Below are 16,205 nucleotides of genomic sequence, written 5' to 3' on the forward strand. Positions count from 1 at the left end.
GTAACGCGTTTTCGTGAGGGGCGAGGGCCCTTCGGGCCTTCGCCTTTACACGTCACGGAGAGAACAAGACCATGAACGGTCAGAACATTCGGATCCGCCTCAAGGCGTTCGATCACCGTATCCTCGACGCTTCGACGCGCGAGATCGTGTCGACCGCGAAGCGGACGGGCGCCCAGGTCCGCGGACCGATTCCGCTGCCCACGCTCATCGAGAAGTTCACCGTCAACCGCTCGCCCCACATCGACAAGAAGTCGCGCGAGCAGTTCGAGATGCGGACCCACAAGCGGGTCCTCGATATTGTCGATCCGACTCCCCAGACGGTCGACGCCCTCATGAAGCTCGATCTCGCCGCCGGCGTCGACGTCGAAATCAAGCTCTGATCCGATTGTACGGGTCCTCTGTTTCCGGGTTCCCCCGGATGGACATGACCCCAGAAGAAGGTAGACACCGATGCGTTCCGGTGTGATTGCACAGAAAGTCGGGATGACCCGCGTCTTCACGGACGCCGGCGAGCATATCCCGGTCACCGTGCTGAAGCTCGACAACTGCCAGGTCGTCGCGCATCGCACGAAAGAGAAGAACGGCTATGTGGCCGTGCAGCTGGGCTCCGGCGCGGCGAAGGTGAAGAATGTCTCGAAGGCTGAGCGCGGTCACTTCGCGGTCGCCAAGGTCGAGCCGAAGCGCAAGGTGGTCGAGTTCCGCGTCAGCGATGACGCGCTGATCCCCGTCGGCGCCGAGCTGACCGCGGACCACTTCGTCGTCGGCCAGTTCGTCGACGTCTCCGGCACCACCACCGGCAAGGGCTTCGCCGGCGGCATGAAGCGCTGGAACTTCGGCGGTCTGCGCGCCACCCACGGCGTCTCGGTCTCGCACCGTTCGATCGGTTCGACCGGTGGCCGCCAGGACCCGGGCAAGACCTTCAAGAACAAGAAGATGCCGGGCCATCTCGGTGCCGAGCGCGTGACCACGCAGAACCTGCGCGTCGTCCAGACGGATGTCGAGCGCGGCCTGATCCTCGTCGAGGGCGCCGTTCCGGGCGTCGCCGGCGGCTGGATCCATGTCCGTGACGCCGTGAAGCGCGCCCTGCCGAAGGATGCGCCGCTGCCGGGCAAGTTCAAGGTTGCCGGCGAGGGCAAGGCGGAAGAGGCTCCTGCGGCCCAGGCTGAGGAGAACGCGTGATGAAATTCGATATCACCACTCTCGAGGGCAAGTCGGCCGGTTCGGTCGAGCTGTCGGATGCGGTGTTCGGCCTCGAGCCGCGCGCCGACCTCCTCGCCCGCATGGTTCGCTATCAGCTCGCCAAGCGCCGCGCCGGGACACACAAGTCCAAGGGCCGCTCGGAAGTCGATCGCACCCGCAAGAAGATCTACAAGCAGAAGGGCACCGGCGGCGCTCGCCACGGCGCGGCTTCGGCTCCGCAGTTCCGCGGCGGTGGCAAGGCCTTCGGCCCGGTCGTGCGTGACCACGCTCACGACCTTCCGAAGAAGGTGCGCGCCCTCGCTCTGCGCCATGCGCTCTCGGCCAAGGCGAAGGATGCCGGCATCATCGTGATCGACGATGCCAAGCTCGCCGAGCCGAAGACCAAGGTGCTGCTGGGCCACTTCGGCAAGCTCGACCTGTCGAGCGCGCTGATCATCGGCGGCGCCGAGATCGATGCGAACTTCGGCCTGGCCGCTCGTTCGATCCCGAATGTCGACGTGCTGCCGGTTCAGGGCATCAACGTCTATGACATCCTGCGTCGTGACAAGCTCGTCCTGACGCGCGCCGCTGTCGATGCGCTGGAGGCGCGCTTCAAATGAGCCAGTCCGCCAAGAACATGGACCCGCGCCACTACGATGTGATCGTGGCGCCGGTCATCACCGAGAAGGCGACGATGCTCTCCGAGCACAACAAGGTCGTCTTCAAGGTTGCCCGCACCGCGACCAAGCCGCAGATCAAGGCGGCGATCGAGAAGCTCTTCGACGTCAAGGTCAAGAGCGTCAACACGATCGTCACCGAAGGCAAGGTCAAGGTCTTCCGTGGCCGCCTCGGCCAGCGCTCGGACGTCAAGAAGGCCGTTGTGACCCTCGAAGAGGGCCACTCGATCGACGTGACCACGGGCCTCTGAGGGAAGGATCGCCATCATGGCTTTGAAACACTTCAAGCCGATCACGCCGAGCCTTCGCCAGCTCGTGATCGTCGACCGCAGCGAGCTCTACAAGGGCAAGCCGGTCAAGGTGCTGACCGAGGGCAAGAGCTCTTCGGGCGGCCGCAACAACCTCGGCCGCATCACCGTCCGCTTCCGCGGCGGTGGCCACAAGCGCACCCTGCGCCTGATCGACTTCAAGCGCCGCGGCAAGGCCGGTATCCCGGCTACCGTCGAGCGTCTCGAGTATGATCCGAACCGCACGGCCTTCATCGCCCTGATCAAGTATCAGGACGGCGAGCAGGCCTACATCCTGGCGCCGCAGCGCCTGGCGGTCGGCGACACGGTGGTGGCCGGCGACACGGTCGACGTGAAGCCCGGCAACGCTGCCCCGATGGGTGCGCTGCCGATCGGCACGATCGTCCACAATGTCGAGCTCAAGATCGGCAAGGGTGGCGCTCTGGCCCGTTCGGCCGGCAACTACGCCCAGATCGTCGGTCGCGACCAGGGCTATGTCATCGTCCGTCTGAACTCCGGCGAGCAGCGCCTGATCTCGGGCCTGTGCTACGCCACCGTCGGCGCCGTCTCGAACCCGGATCACATGAACCGGAACGACGGCAAGGCTGGTCGCTCGCGCTGGCTCGGCCGCCGTCCGCATAACCGCGGCGTCTCGATGAACCCGGTCGACCATCCGCACGGCGGTGGTGAAGGCCGCACCTCGGGCGGCCGTCACCCGGTCACGCCCTGGGGTCTGCCGACCAAGGGCAAGAAGACCCGCTCGAACAAGCGGACCGATACGTTCATCGTGTCGAGCCGTCACGCCCGCAAGAAGAAGAACTGAGGTCCGTCATGGCGCGTTCGCTTTGGAAAGGTCCGTTCGTAGACGGATACCTCCTGAAGAAGGCCGAGGTCGCCAGGACCTCGGGCCGTAATGAAGTCATCAAGATCTGGAGCCGTCGCTCCACGATCCTGCCGCAGTTCGTCGGTCTGACGTTCGGCGTGTACAACGGACAGAAGCACGTGCCGGTGGCCGTGTCCGAGGAAATGGTGGGTCACAAGTTCGGCGAGTTCTCGCCGACCCGCACCTTCCACGGCCACGCTGCCGACAAGAAGGCGAAGAGGAAGTAAGCCATGGGTAAAGCATCCGCCCCCCGTGCGCTGCCCGAGAACGAAGCCACTGCGATTGCCCGCAACCTTCGCGTCTCGCCGCAGAAGCTGAACCTCGTCGCTCAGCTGATCCGCGGCAAGAAGGTCTCGACGGCGCTCGCCGATCTCGAGTTCTCGCGCAAGCGCATCGCGAACGATGTTCGCAAGTGCCTGCAGAGCGCGATCGCCAACGCCGAGAACAACCATGATCTCGACGTCGACGATCTCGTCGTCGCCAAGGCCTTCGTCGGCAAGGCGCTCGTGATGAAGCGCTTCCACGCCCGCGCCCGCGGCCGTGGCGCCCGTATCATGAAGCCGTTCTCGAACATCACGATCGTGGTGCGCGAGCAGGCTGCGCAGGCCTGAGGAGAGAACGATGGGTCAGAAAATCAATCCGATCGGCCTGCGCCTCGGCATCAACCGCACTTGGGACTCGCGTTGGTTCGCCAACAAGGGCGAGTACGGCAAGCTGCTGCATGAGGACATGGCCATCCGCGCCGCCCTCATGAAGCTGCTGAAGCAGGCCGCGGTCTCGAAGATCATCATCGAGCGTCCGCACAAGAAGTGCCGCGTCACCATCCACTCGGCTCGCCCGGGCGTGGTGATCGGCAAGAAGGGTGCCGACATCGAGAAGCTCCGCAAGGAAGTCTCGAAGCTCACCAAGGCCGACGTCACGATCAACATCGTCGAGGTGCGCAAGCCGGAGATCGACGCGACGCTCGTCGCCGACTCGATCGCGCAGCAGCTCGAGCGCCGTGTCGCCTTCCGTCGCGCCATGAAGCGCGCCGTGCAGTCGGCCATGCGTCTCGGTGCCGAGGGCATCCGCATCAACTGCTCGGGCCGCCTCGGTGGCGCCGAGATCGCCCGCCTCGAATGGTACCGTGAGGGCCGCGTGCCGCTGCATACGCTGCGCGCCGACGTCGATTACGGCGTCGCCACCGCCTTCACGACCTACGGGACGTGCGGCATCAAGGTCTGGATCTTCAAGGGCGAGATCCTGGAACATGACCCGATGGCCCAGGACAAGCGCCTTTCCGACGAGGGCGGCCGTTCCGGCGGTCGTGACCGTGATCACCGCGATCGCGATCGTCGCGAGCAGGCTGCGTAAGGCTGATCGAGAAGAGCCATGCTGCAACCAAAACGCACTAAGTTCCGCAAGCAGTTCAAGGGGCGCATCTCCGGCGTCGCCAAGGGCGGCACGGACCTCAACTTCGGCCAGTTCGGCCTGAAGGCTCAGGAGCCCGAGCGTGTCACCGCCCGGCAGATCGAGGCGGCTCGCCGCGCGATCACCCGCGCGATGAAGCGCGTCGGCCGCGTCTGGATCCGCGTGTTCCCCGACGTGCCGGTCTCCAAGAAGCCGACCGAAGTCCGCATGGGTAAGGGCAAGGGTTCGCCCGAGTTCTGGGCGGCCAAGGTCAAGCCGGGCCGGATCATGTTCGAGCTCGACGGCGTGTCCGAGGAGATCGCCCGCGAGGCGCTCCGTCTTGGCGCCGCCAAGCTGCCGATCAAGACCCGCTTCATCCAGCGCATCGCCGAGTAAGGGAGGGCGACATGAAAAGCACACAGCGTCTTTCCGACCTGAAGTCGATGAGCACGGATCAGCTCCAGGACGAGCTGCTCAAGCTGAAGAAGGAGCAGTTCAACCTGCGCTTCCAGCGGGCCACCGGCCAGCTGGAGAACACCGCGCGCGTCACCGAACTGCGCAAGGATATCGCCCGCATCAAGACGCTGCAGCGGTCCAAGGCCGTTGCGGCCAGCGCGTGAGGAGAGAATAATGCCTAAGCGCGTGCTCCAGGGCGTCGTCGTCAGCGACAAGCAGAACAAAACTGTTGTGGTCAAGGTCGAGCGGCGTTATACGCACCCGCTCCTCAAGAAGACGGTTCGCCGTACGAAGAACTATCACGCCCATGACGAGGCGGGTTCGTTCAAGGTTGGCGATACGGTCTGGATCGAGGAGTCCAAGCCGATTTCCAAGCTGAAAAGCTGGGTTGTGCTCGAGGACGCCCCCAAGGCGTGATGCGAGACGGCTTTGCCCGGCCCCGAATCAGGGGCGGGCAGGGCGCCTGAAGGAAGCCGGACATGTTTCTCCGCAAGGGTGGAAACCACTTTTGCGGATCATGTTTTGTTTTGAGGCCAGGGGGCGATCGACCCCCGTCAGTCGTAGTCCCGGCCAGCGCTGAGGCCGTCCGGGAAACCGCCTGATACACAGATTGGAAGGATCAAGGCCATGATCCAGGTGCAGACGAATCTCGACGTCGCCGACAATTCCGGCGCGCGTCGCGTGATGTGCATCAAGGTTCTCGGCGGGTCGAAGCGGAAGTACGCTGGTGTCGGTGACATCATCGTCGTTTCGATCAAGGAAGCCATCCCGCGCGGTCGCGTGAAGAAGGGCGACGTCATGAAGGCGGTCGTCGTTCGCACCGCCAAGGACGTCAAGCGCGCCGACGGTTCGGTGATCCGCTTCGACCGCAATGCGGCCGTGCTGATCAACAACCAGAAGGAGCCGGTTGGCACGCGTATCTTCGGACCGGTTCCGCGCGAGCTGCGCGCCAAGAACCATATGAAGATCATCTCGCTGGCGCCGGAGGTGCTGTGATGGCTGCGAAGATCAAGAAGGGCGACAAGGTCGTCGTGCTCGCTGGCCGCGACAAGGGCAAGTCGGGCGAAGTGCTGCAGGTCCTGCCGAAGGACGCCCGCGCCGTCGTGCGTGGTGTCAACCTCGTCAAGCGCCACACCAAGCAGTCGCAGACGTCGGAGGGCGGCATCATCTCGAAAGAGGCCACCATCGACCTGTCGAACATCGCCGTGGCCGATCCGAAGGATGGCAAGCCGACCCGCGTTGGTTTCAAGGTGCTCGATGACGGCCGCAAGGTTCGTTTCGCCAAGCGTTCGGGGGATCTGATCGATGGCTGAGGCTCAGCAGGCGGCGCTTTCGCCGCGCATGAAGAAGCATTACGAGGACGTCGTTCGTCCCGCGATGATCGCCGAATTCGGCTACAAGAACGTCATGGAAGTGCCGGCGATCGAGAAGATCGTCATCAACATGGGCGTTGGTGAAGCGACTGCCGACCGCAAGAAGGTCGACAACGCCGCCGGCGACCTCGCCATGATCGCTGGCCAGAAGCCGGTCATCACCAAGTCCCGCCTCGCCATCGCCGGCTTCAAGCTGCGTGAGAACATGGCGGTTGGCTGCAAGGTCACGCTGCGCAAGACCAAGATGTTCGAGTTCGTCGACCGGCTCGTCACCATCGCCTTGCCGCGTGTTCGCGACTTCCGGGGCCTCAACCCCAAGTCGTTCGACGGGCGCGGCAATTTCGCGCTCGGGATCAAGGAGCACATCGTGTTCCCCGAGATCAACTACGACAAGGTCGACCAGGTCTGGGGCATGGACGTGATCGTCTGCACGACTGCGAAGTCGGACGACGAAGCGCGCGCTCTGCTCAAGCACTTCAACTTCCCGTTCCGGCAGTGAACCTAAGCGTTCATACGCGGAAACCAGGAGAGATCGATGGCTAAGAAAAGCTCCGTCGAGACCAACGAGCGCCGCAGGAAGCTGGTGAAGAAATTCGCCGGCCGCCGGGCCCGTCTGCTCGCAATCGCCAATGATGACAACCAGCCCATGGACGAGCGCTTCCTTGCTCGCCTCAAGCTGGCCGAACTGCCGCGCAACTCGGCTAAGAACCGCATCCGCAATCGTTGCGAGGTGACGGGCCGTCCGCGCGCTTTCTATCGCAAGCTCAAGATGTCGCGTGTCGCGCTGCGTGAGCTCGGCAACAAGGGGCTGGTTCCCGGCCTCGTGAAGTCGAGCTGGTAAGGAGGACTGGACAATGGCGATCATTGATCCGCTCGGCGATATGCTGACCCGCATCCGCAATGCGCAGCTGCGTCGCAAATCCCGCGTTTCCACCCCCGGCTCGAAGCTGCGCGCCCGCGTGCTCGACGTGCTCCAGTCCGAGGGTTACATCCGCGGCTACAGCCAGACCGAGTTCGGCAACGGCCGGACGGAGTTCGACATCGAGCTGAAGTATCACGAGGGCCAGCCGGTCATCCGGTCGATCTCGCGTGTTTCGAAGCCCGGCCGCCGCGTCTACTCGTCGGTCGAGACCATGCCGCGCGTGGCCGATGGCCTTGGCGTGACGATCGTCTCGACGCCGCGTGGCGTGATGGCCGATCATGTGGCCCGCGAGCAGAACGTGGGCGGCGAAGTGCTCTGCAAGGTCTTCTGACCTTACAGGCGCCCCGCTCATTTTCAGGAGAAATCCAAATGTCTCGTATCGGTAAGAAGCCGGTTTCGGTTCCCGCGGGCGTCACTGCCTCGGTCACCGGCCAGCTCGTCAAGATCAAGGGCTCGAAGGGCGAGCTCTCCTTCGAGGTGCCCGAGGACGTCTCGGTCGCCATGGAGGACGGCGCGATCGCGGTGCAGCCGCGTTCGCAGTCGAAGCGCGCCCGCGCGCTCTGGGGCACCTCGCGTGCCCGCATCAACAATCTCGTGATCGGCACCACCGCCGGCTTCGAGAAGCGCCTCGAGATCAACGGCGTCGGCTACAAGGCCGCGGTCGCTGGCAAGGTGCTGAAGCTGTCGCTCGGCTACAGCCACGATATCGACTACGAAATCCCGGCTGGAGTCGCGATCGTGACGCCGAAGCCGACGGAAATCGTCGTCAGCGGCATCGACAAGCAGATCGTCGGCCAGACCGCCGCGGAGATCCGCGACTATCGTGGCCCCGAGCCCTACAAGGGCAAGGGCGTCAAGTACGCCGGCGAGTTCATCTTCCGCAAGGAAGGCAAGAAGAAGTAAGGACGCCAGCCATGAGCAAGCAGAACGATTTGACTGCGCGCCGCAAGGCCCGCGTCCGCCGCGCGATCAAGGCGGTCGCCAATGGCCGCCCGCGCCTCTCGGTGCATCGCACCGGCAAGCAGATCTACGCCCAGGTCATCGACGACGTGAAGGGGGTCACCCTCGCTTCGGCCTCGTCGCTCGACAAGGACGTGCGCGCCCAGATCAAGTCCGGCGCCAATGTCGAGGCGGCCGGCCAGATCGGCAAGATCGTCGCCGAGCGCGCGGTCAAGGCCGGCGTGACGGAAGTGGTCTTCGACCGCGGCCCGTACATGTACCACGGCCGCGTCAAGGCGCTGGCCGATGCGGCCCGCGAAGGCGGCCTCAGCTTCTGAGGTTTTCGGGTTTCGCCCGCCTGGCGTTCATGCGCCGGGTGGGCGGTATCCGTTTACAGGCTTCCCCGCGCAATGAGGCACGGGGTTAGGCTCGAGCGAGCGGCGGGGCTTCGATCCTCGTCCGCGCAAGTAAGAGGACAGACACATGGCTAGAGAGCCGCGTGAGCGTCGGGATAGCGAAGAGCGCGATTCCGAATTCGTGGACAAGCTCGTCCACATCAACCGCGTCGCCAAGGTGGTGAAGGGTGGTCGTCGCTTCGGCTTCGCCGCGCTCGTGGTCGTCGGCGACCAGAAGGGCCGCGTCGGCTTCGGCCACGGCAAGGCTCGTGAAGTTCCCGAGGCGATCCGCAAGGCGACTGAAGCCGCCAAGCGTGGCCTCGTCCGTATCCCGCTGCGCGAGGGCCGCACCCTCCATCACGACGTTCAGGGCCGTCACGGCGCTGGCAAGGTCGTGCTGCGCGCGGCTCCGGCTGGTACCGGCATCATCGCCGGCGGCCCGATGCGCGCCGTCTTCGAGGCGGTCGGCATGCAGGACGTCGTGTCGAAGTCGCTCGGCTCCTCCAACCCGTACAACCTCGTGCGCGCCACGTTCGACGCGCTGAAGAACGAGGACAGCCCGCGCTCGGTCGCGGCTCGTCGCTCGCTCAAGGTTTCGGCCCTGCAGACCCGTCGCCGCGATGCCGGCACGGATGCGGCCGCGGAAGCGTGAGGAGGGATTCATGGCAAAGGCTGAGAAGACCCTTACCATCGAGCAGATCGGTTCGCCGATCCGTCGCGAGGCCGCCCAGCGCCAGACCCTGATCGGTCTCGGCCTGAACAAGATCCGCCGCCGCTCGACCCTCCAGGACACCCCCGCGGTGCGTGGCATGGTCGAGAAGGTCAAGCACCTCGTGCGCGTCGTCGACGCGAACTGAGGAGGGCGACACATGAAACTCAACGATATTCGTGACAACGAAGGCGCTCTCAAGCAGCGCATCCGCGTCGGCCGTGGTATCGGCTCGGGCAAGGGCAAGACCGGTGGCCGTGGCGTCAAGGGTCAGACCTCGCGCGCCGGCGTCGCCATCAAGGGCTTCGAAGGCGGCCAGATGCCGCTGTATCGTCGCCTGCCGAAGCGCGGCTTCAACAACCTGTTCGCCAAGGATCTGAACGAGGTGAACCTCGGTCGCATCCAGCAGGCCGTGGAAGCCGGCAAGCTCGACGCCAAGGGCGCGGTGACCATCGAGGCGCTCGTCGCCGCCGGTGTCATCACCCGCCAGGCCAAGGACGGCGTGAAGATCCTCGGCCAGGGCGAGCTCAAGACCAAGCTCTCCTTCGAGGTGGCTGGCGCGTCCAAGTCGGCCGTCGCCGCGATCGAAAAGGCCGGCGGCACGGTCAAGATTCTGGCTGCCGCTTCACAGGCGTGATCCCAGCGCCTACATGACGTTTGCGAACGGCGGCCGGGCCTGCGCCCAGGCCGCCGTTCGACTGTTTGAAGCAGGGCACGAGACCCGAAGTCGCACCGCAGGCGTGACCGGGATGTGCTTCAATGACTGACTTGAGACCCAAGGACCGGACGCATGGCATCGGCGGCTGAACAGCTTGCGGCAAACCTCAATTTCGGGGCCTTCGCCAAGGCGGACGAACTCAAGAAGCGAATCTGGTTCACGCTGGGCGCGCTGATCGTCTACCGGCTGGGCACCTATATCCCGCTGCCGGGCATGAACCCCGATGCGGTCGCCGATCTCTTCCGCCAGTCGCAGAGCGGCGTGCTCGGCATGTTCAACATGTTCTCGGGCGGCGCCGTCGGCCGTCTCGCCATCTTCGCTCTGGCGATCATGCCGTACATCTCGGCGTCGATCATCGTGCAGCTTCTCTCCAGCGTCATCCCGAGCTTCGAGGCGCTGAAGAAGGAAGGCGAGCAGGGGCGCAAGACCCTCAACCAGTACACCCGCTACCTGACGCTCGTGCTGGCCGTGTTCCAGGCCTATGCGATCGGCGTGGGCCTTCAGGGTTCGGGTAACCTCGTGCTCGAGCCCGGGCCGTTCTTCCTGCTCTCGACGACGATCACCCTCGTCGGTGGCACGATGTTCCTGCTCTGGCTGGGCGAGCAGATCACCAGCCGCGGCATCGGCAACGGCACCTCGATGATCATCTTCGCGGGCATCATCGCCGAATTCCCGTCGCAGCTCGCCCAGACCCTCGAGCTCGGCCGTCAGGGCGCGATCTCCACCGGCCTGCTGCTCGGCATCCTGGTGATGGCCGTCTGCGTCATCGCCTTCTGCGTGTTCATGGAGCGCGCGCAGCGCCGCCTGCTGATCAACTACCCGAAGCGCCAGGTCGGCAACCGCATGTACGAGGGGCAGACCTCGTTCCTGCCGCTGAAGCTGAACACCGCCGGCGTCATCCCGCCGATCTTCGCCTCGTCGTTGTTGCTGCTGCCGACGACGATCGCAAGCTTCTCGCAGGCCTCGGGCGGCACGGGCATCCTGTCGATCATCTCGACCTATCTCGCCCATGGCCGGCCGCTGTTCATGGTCCTTTATGCGGCGCTGATCATCTTCTTCTGCTTCTTCTACACCGCCATCGTGTTCAACCCGGTCGAGACGGCGGACAATCTCAAGAAGCATGGCGGCTTCATGCCGGGCATCCGTCCGGGCGAGCGGACCGCAGAGCATATCGATCGTATCCTGACGCGCATCACCGTTCTGGGCGCAGGTTATTTGACGATTGTCTGCCTTATCCCTGAGTTCATGATCACCTATGCTCAGATCCCGATCATCCTTCTGGGCGGCACGTCGCTGCTCATCGTGGTGACGACGACGATGGACACCGTGGCGCAGATCCACGGGCACCTGCTGGCCCATCAGTACGAAGGGCTGGTCAAGAAGGCCAAACTGCGAGGAGCGAGGCGCTAAGATGCGGTTGATTTTCCTGGGGCCGCCGGGGGCGGGCAAGGGCACTCAGGCGGCGCGCATCGTCGCGAAGCACGGCATTCCTCAACTGTCGACCGGCGACATGCTGCGTGCAGCGGTCGCCGCCGGCACCCCGATCGGCCAGAAGGCCAAGGCGGTGATGGACGCCGGCGGTCTGGTCTCCGACGACATCGTCATCGGCATCGTCGCCGACCGTATCGAGGAGCAGGACGCGAAGAAGGGCTTCATCCTCGACGGCTTCCCGCGCACGCTCGCGCAGGCCGAGGCTCTCGACAGGATGCTCGAAGGCAAGGGGCTGAAGCTCGACGCCGTGCTCGAACTCAAGGTCGACCAGACCAAGCTCGTGGACCGCATCGTCCGCCGCGCCGAGGAGGCGAAGGCGGCCGGTCAGCCGGTGCGCAAGGACGATGATCCGGAGGTCTTCAAGACCCGGCTCGAGGCCTATAACCGCGATACCGCGGTGGTCGCACCCTATTACGAGAAGCGTGGCCAGCTGACGGCGATCGATGGCATGCAGCCGATCGACGGCGTCTCGGAGGCGATCGCGAATGCGCTTTCGGTGGCGGCGCAGGGCTGACCGACCCGGCCGCGGAGCAAGATTGAACCCGGGCAGGCCGAGCGGCCAGTCCGGGTTCTGCGTTTGTGGTGCGCTTTTGCGCGCTCGCCTGTGTCTTTTCTCGGCCTGTCCGTGCGTTGACAGGCAGGGCTGCGCCCGATGTGCTGGGCTCAAGCCGCAGCAAGCGTTGTGAAACGCCCGTCGACCGGGAGCGAAGCGGCTTTCCGGTCGGGAGCAGACAGGGAGCAGGCGCATGACGAGATGGAGTGCATTGCTGGTCGCGAGTACGCTGGCGCTTATGCCGGCGGCTGCTCGGGCGCAGGAGGCGGTGAAGATCGGCATCCTCAACGACCAGTCGGGCAATTATGCCGAATTCGGCGGCCTGGGCTCGGTCGAGGCCGCGAAGATGGCGATCGAGGATTTCGGCGGGTCCGTGCTCGGCAAGCCGATCGAGATCGTCGCCGGCGACCACCAGAACAAGCCGGACATCGCCGTCGGCCTGGCGCGGCGCTGGTACGACGTCGACGGCGTGACCGCCATCGCCGACCTGACCAACTCAGCGGTCGCGCTGGGCGTGGCCGGCATCGCCAAGGAGAAGCAGAAGATCGCGCTCTACAACGGGCCGGCGACGACGCGGCTGTTCAACGAGGATTGCTCGCCGACCGGCTTCATGTGGACCTTCGATACCGCGACGTCGGCGAAAGGCACGGCGCTGTCGGTCCTGCGCGAGGGCGGCAACAGCTGGTACATCATCGCGGCCGACTATGCCTTCGGCCACCAGCTCACCGCTGATATCGAGGCGATCGTCGCCGCCAATGGCGGCAAGACGCTCGGCACGGTGCGCGCGCCGCTGTCGACGCCTGACTTCTCGTCCTTCCTGCTGCAGGCGCAGGCGTCCAAGGCGAAGATCGTTGCCTTCGCCAATGCCGGCACCGACACGATCAACTCGATCAAGCAGGCTGGCGAATTCGGCCTGGTCGATGGCGGGCAGAAGCTTGCCGCGATGGTCGTGGTGCTGAGTGACGTCCATGGCCTCGGGCTCGACAAGGCGAAGGGGCTGATCACGACGACCGCCTACTACCATGATGCCGACAAGCCGAGCCGGGCCTTCGCCGATCGCTACATGGCCCGGACGAAGAAGATGCCCGGCATGATCCAGGCCAGCGTCTATTCCTCGGTGCTGCACTATCTCAAGGCCGTCAAGGCGGCGGGCACCGCCGCCGGCCCGGCTGTGGCGGCCAAGATGAGGGAGCTTCCCGTCGACGACTTCTACGCGCCCGGCGCGAAGATTCGCGACGACGGCCGGCTGATGAACGACATGCTGCTGGTCGAGGCGAAGGCGCCGGCGGATTCGAAGGCGCCCTGGGACTACTTCAAGGTTGTCCGCAAGATCCCGGCGGCCGAGATCATCGCCCCGCTCTCGGAGAGCAAGTGCAACCTGGTGAAGAAGTAGGGCAGGGCAGCGCAGGGCCGGCGAGGACAGGTCACCGCCGGCCTTGGCATGTTTCTTGGTTGCGATGGGTTGACTCGGGGCGGACAAGCCGTTAACGACCCGCCATCCGGTTTCATGGGAGCGATGCCGTTGCCTTCGAGAGGAGGGACGACGTCGCGTTACCGCGTGGAGCCGTTCAACCTCCTGCATGAGCCGGCCTCCACCGGACGCAGGATTTTTCCCACCGCCGGAGTGCCATCGGGCGCCTCGGCCGACATGGAGAGAAGACCATGGCTCGTATCGCGGGCGTCAACATTCCCACCGGCAAGCGCGTCGTCATCGGCTTGCAGTACATTCATGGCATTGGCGCGGCCAAGGCCAAGGAAATCTGCGAGAAGGTCGGCATCGCCGACGAGCGCCGCGTCAACCAGCTGACGGACGCCGAAGTCCTGCAGATCCGCGAGACCATCGACCGCGACTACCTCGTCGAGGGCGATCTCCGTCGCGAAGTCACGATGAACATCAAGCGCCTGATGGACCTCGGCTGCTATCGCGGCCTGCGTCATCGCCGCTCGCTGCCGGTCCGCGGCCAGCGCACGCACACCAACGCCCGCACCCGCAAGGGCAAGGCGAAGCCGATCGCCGGCAAGAAGAAGTAAGTTTCGGCGGGCCGGTCATCCGGCCCGCTGTCTATGCGTCGGCTGGCCTCCAGGTCAGTCGACATCCCCAGCGCCTGGAATGACGGGCGCGCCTGAAGGATGGAAGAAAGAGAATCATGGCCAAGGAAGCCACCCGCGTCCGTCGTCGCGAACGCAAGAACATCGTCTCCGGCGTCGCGCATGTGAACGCCTCGTTCAACAACACCATGATCACCATCACCGACGCCCAGGGCAACACGATCTCGTGGTCCTCGGCCGGCACGATGGGCTTCAAGGGCTCGCGCAAGTCGACCCCGTACGCCGCGCAGGTTGCGGCTGAGGATGCCGCCCGCAAGGCTGCCGAGCACGGCATGCGCACCCTCGAGGTCGAGGTGACGGGTCCGGGTTCGGGCCGCGAGTCGGCGCTGCGCGCGCTGCAGGCCGCGGGCTTCACGGTGACCTCGATCCGCGACGTCACGCCGATCCCGCACAATGGCTGCCGTCCGCGCAAGCGCCGTCGCGTCTGACGCCTGACTTAGCCAAAAGGCGCCCGCAGGGGCGGGCGCCTGTCCGGGGCGGCGTCAGTCGCCAGATGAATTCAGCACCAGGAGTGCGGTCGTGATCAGCAAGAACTGGCAGGATCTTTCCAAGCCGAACAAGCTCGAAGTCAAGGTCGGAGACGACCCGAAGCGTCTGGCCACCGTGATCGCGCGTCCGCTCGAGCGCGGCTTCGGCATGACGCTCGGCAATGCGCTCCGTCGCGTGCTCCTTTCGTCGCTCCAGGGCGCGGCCGTCACCGCCGTCCAGATCGACGGCGTGCTGCACGAGTTCTCCTCGATCCCGGGCGTCCGTGAGGACGTCACCGACATCGTCCTCAACATCAAGGCCATCGCGGTCAAGATGCAGGGCGAAGGTCCGAAGCGCATGACCCTGCGCAAGTCCGGCCCGGGCACCGTCACCGCCGGCGACATCAACACCATCGGCGACGTCTCGATCCTGAACCCCGAGCTGGTGCTCTGCACGCTCGACGACGGGGCCGAGATCCGCATGGAGTTCACGGTCAATACCGGCAAGGGCTATGTCCCGGCCGAGCAGAACCGTCCCGAGGACGCTCCGATCGGCCTGATCCCGGTCGACAGTCTGTACTCGCCGGTCAAGAAGGTTTCCTACCGGGTCGAGAACACCCGCGAGGGCCAGAACCTCGACAAGGACGCCCTGACGCTCGCGATCGAGACCAACGGCTCGGTCTCGCCCGAGGACGCGCTGGCGCTCGCCGCGCGCATCCTGCAGGACCAGCTCGCTGTGTTCATCACCTTCGAGGAGCCGCGCAAGGAAGAGGCCGTCTCGACGGCACCGCAGCTGCCCTTCAACCCGGCGCTGCTCAAGAAGGTCGACGAGCTCGAGCTCTCGGTCCGCTCGGCCAACTGCCTCAAGAACGACAACATCGTCTATATCGGCGACCTCATCCAGAAGTCCGAAGGCGAGATGCTCCGCACTCCGAACTTCGGCCGCAAGTCGCTGAACGAGATCAAGGAAGTGCTCGCCACCATGGGCCTGCACCTGGGCATGGACGTCCAGGGCTGGCCGCCGGAGAACATCGAAGAGCTGGCCAAGCGCTTCGAGGAGCACTACTGAGCTTCAACGGCGCGGGAGGGATCCCGCGCCGACCCCGCCCGGCTGACTCCAGCCGGAGCATAACGAACGGCCGTACCGTGGCACGGCGGCCGTAAGCAACGAAGGAGCCAAACAATGCGTCACGGTTTCCGCGGTCGTCGTTTCAACCGCTCGGCCGAGCATCGCCAGGCGATGTTCGCCAACATGGCCCAGGCCCTGATCAAGCACGAGCAGATCACCACCACCCTGCCGAAGGCCAAGGACCTGCGCCCGGTCGTCGAGAAGCTCGTCACCCTGGGCAAGCGCGGCGATCTGCACGCCCGCCGTCAGGCGATCGCTCAGATCAAGGATGTCGAGCTCGTCGGCAAGCTCTTCGCGGTCCTCGGCCCGCGCTACAAGGAGCGCAACGGCGGCTACCTCCGCATCATGAAGGCGGGCTTCCGCTTCGGCGACAACGCTCCGATGGCGATCATCGAGTTCGTCGATCGCGACGTCGATGCCAAGGGCAAGGATTCCGGCCCGGTGTTCACGGCGGAAGACGAGGCGGCCTGATCGGCCTTCTCTCGAACGGATCTGGAAAGGGCGGCCTCCGGGCCGCCCTTTCTGTTTT

General features: G+C 65.1%; 28 protein-coding genes. All 28 read left to right on the plus strand.

Going from position 1 to position 16,205, the window contains the following annotated elements:
* Window positions 1-71 precede the first annotated feature (71 nt).
* The 28 genes from rpsJ to rplQ all read left to right on the plus strand — a co-directional run bounded on the left by rpsJ (window position 72) and on the right by rplQ (window position 16,147).
* Window positions 72-380 carry a 30S ribosomal protein S10 gene (rpsJ, locus tag ACIPIA_RS01520; protein WP_043237115.1) on the plus strand — a complete coding sequence of 103 codons (309 nt, stop codon included), beginning with the start codon at window positions 72-74 and terminating at the stop codon, window positions 378-380.
* Between the two features lie 70 nt (window positions 381-450).
* A complete protein-coding gene (gene rplC, locus ACIPIA_RS01525) occupies window positions 451-1,179 on the plus strand; it encodes a 50S ribosomal protein L3 (protein WP_400506000.1) in 729 nt (242 codons plus the stop codon).
* Entirely contained in the window at window positions 1,179-1,799 is a 621-nt protein-coding gene (rplD, locus tag ACIPIA_RS01530) for a 50S ribosomal protein L4 (RefSeq protein ID WP_400506002.1), read from the plus strand. The genes rplC and rplD overlap by 1 nt, the downstream gene beginning before the upstream one ends.
* Window positions 1,796-2,107 carry a 50S ribosomal protein L23 gene (locus ACIPIA_RS01535; RefSeq protein WP_400506004.1) on the plus strand — a complete coding sequence of 104 codons (312 nt, stop codon included), beginning with the start codon at window positions 1,796-1,798 and terminating at the stop codon, window positions 2,105-2,107. The genes rplD and ACIPIA_RS01535 overlap by 4 nt, the downstream gene beginning before the upstream one ends.
* Before the next feature lie 16 nt (window positions 2,108-2,123).
* A complete protein-coding gene (gene rplB / locus ACIPIA_RS01540) occupies window positions 2,124-2,966 on the plus strand; it encodes a 50S ribosomal protein L2 (protein WP_400506006.1) in 843 nt (280 codons plus the stop codon).
* Between the two features lie 8 nt (window positions 2,967-2,974).
* On the plus strand, window positions 2,975-3,253 hold the full coding sequence (gene rpsS / locus ACIPIA_RS01545) for a 30S ribosomal protein S19 (RefSeq protein ID WP_400506008.1): 279 nt from the start codon (window positions 2,975-2,977) through the stop codon (window positions 3,251-3,253).
* Between the two features lie 3 nt (window positions 3,254-3,256).
* Window positions 3,257-3,637 carry a 50S ribosomal protein L22 gene (rplV, locus tag ACIPIA_RS01550; protein WP_400506010.1) on the plus strand — a complete coding sequence of 127 codons (381 nt, stop codon included), beginning with the start codon at window positions 3,257-3,259 and terminating at the stop codon, window positions 3,635-3,637.
* A 10-nt stretch (window positions 3,638-3,647) separates the two neighbouring features.
* A complete protein-coding gene (rpsC, locus tag ACIPIA_RS01555) occupies window positions 3,648-4,379 on the plus strand; it encodes a 30S ribosomal protein S3 (RefSeq protein WP_149128654.1) in 732 nt (243 codons plus the stop codon).
* Window positions 4,380-4,397: 18 nt separating this feature from the next.
* Window positions 4,398-4,811: a 50S ribosomal protein L16 gene (rplP, locus tag ACIPIA_RS01560; protein WP_112581124.1), complete on the plus strand. Its 414-nt coding sequence runs from the start codon at window positions 4,398-4,400 to the stop codon at window positions 4,809-4,811.
* 11 nt (window positions 4,812-4,822) lie between these two features.
* Entirely contained in the window at window positions 4,823-5,035 is a 213-nt protein-coding gene (gene rpmC / locus ACIPIA_RS01565) for a 50S ribosomal protein L29 (RefSeq protein WP_400506013.1), read from the plus strand.
* A gap of 10 nt (window positions 5,036-5,045) precedes the next feature.
* Window positions 5,046-5,288 carry a 30S ribosomal protein S17 gene (gene rpsQ, locus ACIPIA_RS01570; RefSeq protein WP_199085553.1) on the plus strand — a complete coding sequence of 81 codons (243 nt, stop codon included), beginning with the start codon at window positions 5,046-5,048 and terminating at the stop codon, window positions 5,286-5,288.
* Window positions 5,289-5,498: 210 nt separating this feature from the next.
* Window positions 5,499-5,867, plus strand: a complete 369-nt coding sequence (gene rplN, locus ACIPIA_RS01575; protein ID WP_055730187.1) for a 50S ribosomal protein L14 — start codon at window positions 5,499-5,501, stop codon at window positions 5,865-5,867.
* Window positions 5,867-6,184, plus strand: a complete 318-nt coding sequence (rplX, locus tag ACIPIA_RS01580) for a 50S ribosomal protein L24 (RefSeq protein ID WP_149128657.1) — start codon at window positions 5,867-5,869, stop codon at window positions 6,182-6,184. Before rplN ends, rplX begins: the two co-directional genes overlap by 1 nt.
* Window positions 6,177-6,743 carry a 50S ribosomal protein L5 gene (gene rplE, locus ACIPIA_RS01585; RefSeq protein ID WP_257732004.1) on the plus strand — a complete coding sequence of 189 codons (567 nt, stop codon included), beginning with the start codon at window positions 6,177-6,179 and terminating at the stop codon, window positions 6,741-6,743. The genes rplX and rplE overlap by 8 nt, the downstream gene beginning before the upstream one ends.
* A 36-nt stretch (window positions 6,744-6,779) precedes the next feature.
* Entirely contained in the window at window positions 6,780-7,085 is a 306-nt protein-coding gene (rpsN, locus tag ACIPIA_RS01590; RefSeq protein WP_400506016.1) for a 30S ribosomal protein S14, read from the plus strand.
* 13 nt (window positions 7,086-7,098) lie between these two features.
* The gene (gene rpsH / locus ACIPIA_RS01595; protein ID WP_400506018.1) at window positions 7,099-7,497 is read left to right on the plus strand and encodes a 30S ribosomal protein S8; all 399 of its coding nucleotides are present in this window, start codon (window positions 7,099-7,101) and stop codon (window positions 7,495-7,497) included.
* 38 nt (window positions 7,498-7,535) lie between these two features.
* Window positions 7,536-8,069 (plus strand): 50S ribosomal protein L6, encoded by a 534-nt coding sequence (rplF, locus tag ACIPIA_RS01600; protein WP_400506020.1) that lies wholly within the window; start codon window positions 7,536-7,538, stop codon window positions 8,067-8,069.
* Window positions 8,070-8,080: 11 nt separating this feature from the next.
* Window positions 8,081-8,443 carry a 50S ribosomal protein L18 gene (rplR, locus tag ACIPIA_RS01605; protein WP_400506022.1) on the plus strand — a complete coding sequence of 121 codons (363 nt, stop codon included), beginning with the start codon at window positions 8,081-8,083 and terminating at the stop codon, window positions 8,441-8,443.
* A 145-nt stretch (window positions 8,444-8,588) separates the two neighbouring features.
* Window positions 8,589-9,152, plus strand: a complete 564-nt coding sequence (rpsE, locus tag ACIPIA_RS01610) for a 30S ribosomal protein S5 (RefSeq protein WP_055730193.1) — start codon at window positions 8,589-8,591, stop codon at window positions 9,150-9,152.
* A 10-nt stretch (window positions 9,153-9,162) separates the two neighbouring features.
* On the plus strand, window positions 9,163-9,357 hold the full coding sequence (gene rpmD, locus ACIPIA_RS01615) for a 50S ribosomal protein L30 (RefSeq protein ID WP_400506024.1): 195 nt from the start codon (window positions 9,163-9,165) through the stop codon (window positions 9,355-9,357).
* A gap of 12 nt (window positions 9,358-9,369) precedes the next feature.
* Window positions 9,370-9,846 carry a 50S ribosomal protein L15 gene (gene rplO / locus ACIPIA_RS01620; RefSeq protein WP_400506026.1) on the plus strand — a complete coding sequence of 159 codons (477 nt, stop codon included), beginning with the start codon at window positions 9,370-9,372 and terminating at the stop codon, window positions 9,844-9,846.
* 153 nt (window positions 9,847-9,999) lie between these two features.
* Window positions 10,000-11,337, plus strand: coding sequence for a preprotein translocase subunit SecY (gene secY / locus ACIPIA_RS01625; protein ID WP_400506028.1), 1,338 nt, complete (start codon window positions 10,000-10,002; stop codon window positions 11,335-11,337).
* 1 nt (window position 11,338) lies between these two features.
* Window positions 11,339-11,932: an adenylate kinase gene (locus ACIPIA_RS01630; protein ID WP_400506030.1), complete on the plus strand. Its 594-nt coding sequence runs from the start codon at window positions 11,339-11,341 to the stop codon at window positions 11,930-11,932.
* 232 nt (window positions 11,933-12,164) lie between these two features.
* Window positions 12,165-13,364: an ABC transporter substrate-binding protein gene (locus tag ACIPIA_RS01635; protein ID WP_400506032.1), complete on the plus strand. Its 1,200-nt coding sequence runs from the start codon at window positions 12,165-12,167 to the stop codon at window positions 13,362-13,364.
* 269 nt (window positions 13,365-13,633) lie between these two features.
* The gene (gene rpsM, locus ACIPIA_RS01640) at window positions 13,634-14,002 is read left to right on the plus strand and encodes a 30S ribosomal protein S13 (RefSeq protein ID WP_089175062.1); all 369 of its coding nucleotides are present in this window, start codon (window positions 13,634-13,636) and stop codon (window positions 14,000-14,002) included.
* Between the two features lie 116 nt (window positions 14,003-14,118).
* Complete coding sequence (rpsK, locus tag ACIPIA_RS01645; RefSeq protein ID WP_038365430.1) at window positions 14,119-14,508, plus strand: 30S ribosomal protein S11; 390 nt, start codon at window positions 14,119-14,121, stop codon at window positions 14,506-14,508.
* 91 nt (window positions 14,509-14,599) lie between these two features.
* Window positions 14,600-15,616, plus strand: a complete 1,017-nt coding sequence (locus ACIPIA_RS01650; protein WP_400506034.1) for a DNA-directed RNA polymerase subunit alpha — start codon at window positions 14,600-14,602, stop codon at window positions 15,614-15,616.
* A gap of 114 nt (window positions 15,617-15,730) precedes the next feature.
* Window positions 15,731-16,147 carry a 50S ribosomal protein L17 gene (gene rplQ / locus ACIPIA_RS01655; protein ID WP_047582390.1) on the plus strand — a complete coding sequence of 139 codons (417 nt, stop codon included), beginning with the start codon at window positions 15,731-15,733 and terminating at the stop codon, window positions 16,145-16,147.
* The last annotated feature ends 58 nt before the right edge of the window (window positions 16,148-16,205 follow it).

The sequence above is a fragment of the Allobosea sp. CER48 genome (genome assembly GCF_044752385.1).
Taxonomy (GTDB): Bacteria; Pseudomonadota; Alphaproteobacteria; order Rhizobiales; family Beijerinckiaceae; genus Allobosea.

What these genes read in the sequence shown, in the direction of transcription:
- rplE (WP_257732004.1), top strand. Translation starts at nt 6,177, where the DNA reads ATGGCTGAGGCTCAGCAGGCGGCGCTTTCGCCGCGCATGAAGAAGCAT.
- rplP (WP_112581124.1), top strand. Translation starts at nt 4,398, where the DNA reads ATGCTGCAACCAAAACGCACTAAGTTCCGCAAGCAGTTCAAGGGGCGC.
- secY (WP_400506028.1), top strand. Translation starts at nt 10,000, where the DNA reads ATGGCATCGGCGGCTGAACAGCTTGCGGCAAACCTCAATTTCGGGGCC.
- rpsH (WP_400506018.1), top strand. Translation starts at nt 7,099, where the DNA reads ATGGCGATCATTGATCCGCTCGGCGATATGCTGACCCGCATCCGCAAT.
- rpsM (WP_089175062.1), top strand. Translation starts at nt 13,634, where the DNA reads ATGGCTCGTATCGCGGGCGTCAACATTCCCACCGGCAAGCGCGTCGTC.
- rpsE (WP_055730193.1), top strand. Translation starts at nt 8,589, where the DNA reads ATGGCTAGAGAGCCGCGTGAGCGTCGGGATAGCGAAGAGCGCGATTCC.
- rplR (WP_400506022.1), top strand. Translation starts at nt 8,081, where the DNA reads ATGAGCAAGCAGAACGATTTGACTGCGCGCCGCAAGGCCCGCGTCCGC.
- ACIPIA_RS01630 (WP_400506030.1), top strand. Translation starts at nt 11,339, where the DNA reads ATGCGGTTGATTTTCCTGGGGCCGCCGGGGGCGGGCAAGGGCACTCAG.
- ACIPIA_RS01535 (WP_400506004.1), top strand. Translation starts at nt 1,796, where the DNA reads ATGAGCCAGTCCGCCAAGAACATGGACCCGCGCCACTACGATGTGATC.
- ACIPIA_RS01635 (WP_400506032.1), top strand. Translation starts at nt 12,165, where the DNA reads ATGACGAGATGGAGTGCATTGCTGGTCGCGAGTACGCTGGCGCTTATG.
- rpsS (WP_400506008.1), top strand. Translation starts at nt 2,975, where the DNA reads ATGGCGCGTTCGCTTTGGAAAGGTCCGTTCGTAGACGGATACCTCCTG.
- rplF (WP_400506020.1), top strand. Translation starts at nt 7,536, where the DNA reads ATGTCTCGTATCGGTAAGAAGCCGGTTTCGGTTCCCGCGGGCGTCACT.
- rplV (WP_400506010.1), top strand. Translation starts at nt 3,257, where the DNA reads ATGGGTAAAGCATCCGCCCCCCGTGCGCTGCCCGAGAACGAAGCCACT.
- rplN (WP_055730187.1), top strand. Translation starts at nt 5,499, where the DNA reads ATGATCCAGGTGCAGACGAATCTCGACGTCGCCGACAATTCCGGCGCG.
- rpsJ (WP_043237115.1), top strand. Translation starts at nt 72, where the DNA reads ATGAACGGTCAGAACATTCGGATCCGCCTCAAGGCGTTCGATCACCGT.
- rpsC (WP_149128654.1), top strand. Translation starts at nt 3,648, where the DNA reads ATGGGTCAGAAAATCAATCCGATCGGCCTGCGCCTCGGCATCAACCGC.
- rplQ (WP_047582390.1), top strand. Translation starts at nt 15,731, where the DNA reads ATGCGTCACGGTTTCCGCGGTCGTCGTTTCAACCGCTCGGCCGAGCAT.
- rplO (WP_400506026.1), top strand. Translation starts at nt 9,370, where the DNA reads ATGAAACTCAACGATATTCGTGACAACGAAGGCGCTCTCAAGCAGCGC.
- rplD (WP_400506002.1), top strand. Translation starts at nt 1,179, where the DNA reads ATGAAATTCGATATCACCACTCTCGAGGGCAAGTCGGCCGGTTCGGTC.
- rpsN (WP_400506016.1), top strand. Translation starts at nt 6,780, where the DNA reads ATGGCTAAGAAAAGCTCCGTCGAGACCAACGAGCGCCGCAGGAAGCTG.
- rplB (WP_400506006.1), top strand. Translation starts at nt 2,124, where the DNA reads ATGGCTTTGAAACACTTCAAGCCGATCACGCCGAGCCTTCGCCAGCTC.
- rplX (WP_149128657.1), top strand. Translation starts at nt 5,867, where the DNA reads ATGGCTGCGAAGATCAAGAAGGGCGACAAGGTCGTCGTGCTCGCTGGC.
- rpsQ (WP_199085553.1), top strand. Translation starts at nt 5,046, where the DNA reads ATGCCTAAGCGCGTGCTCCAGGGCGTCGTCGTCAGCGACAAGCAGAAC.
- rpmC (WP_400506013.1), top strand. Translation starts at nt 4,823, where the DNA reads ATGAAAAGCACACAGCGTCTTTCCGACCTGAAGTCGATGAGCACGGAT.
- rpmD (WP_400506024.1), top strand. Translation starts at nt 9,163, where the DNA reads ATGGCAAAGGCTGAGAAGACCCTTACCATCGAGCAGATCGGTTCGCCG.
- rplC (WP_400506000.1), top strand. Translation starts at nt 451, where the DNA reads ATGCGTTCCGGTGTGATTGCACAGAAAGTCGGGATGACCCGCGTCTTC.
- rpsK (WP_038365430.1), top strand. Translation starts at nt 14,119, where the DNA reads ATGGCCAAGGAAGCCACCCGCGTCCGTCGTCGCGAACGCAAGAACATC.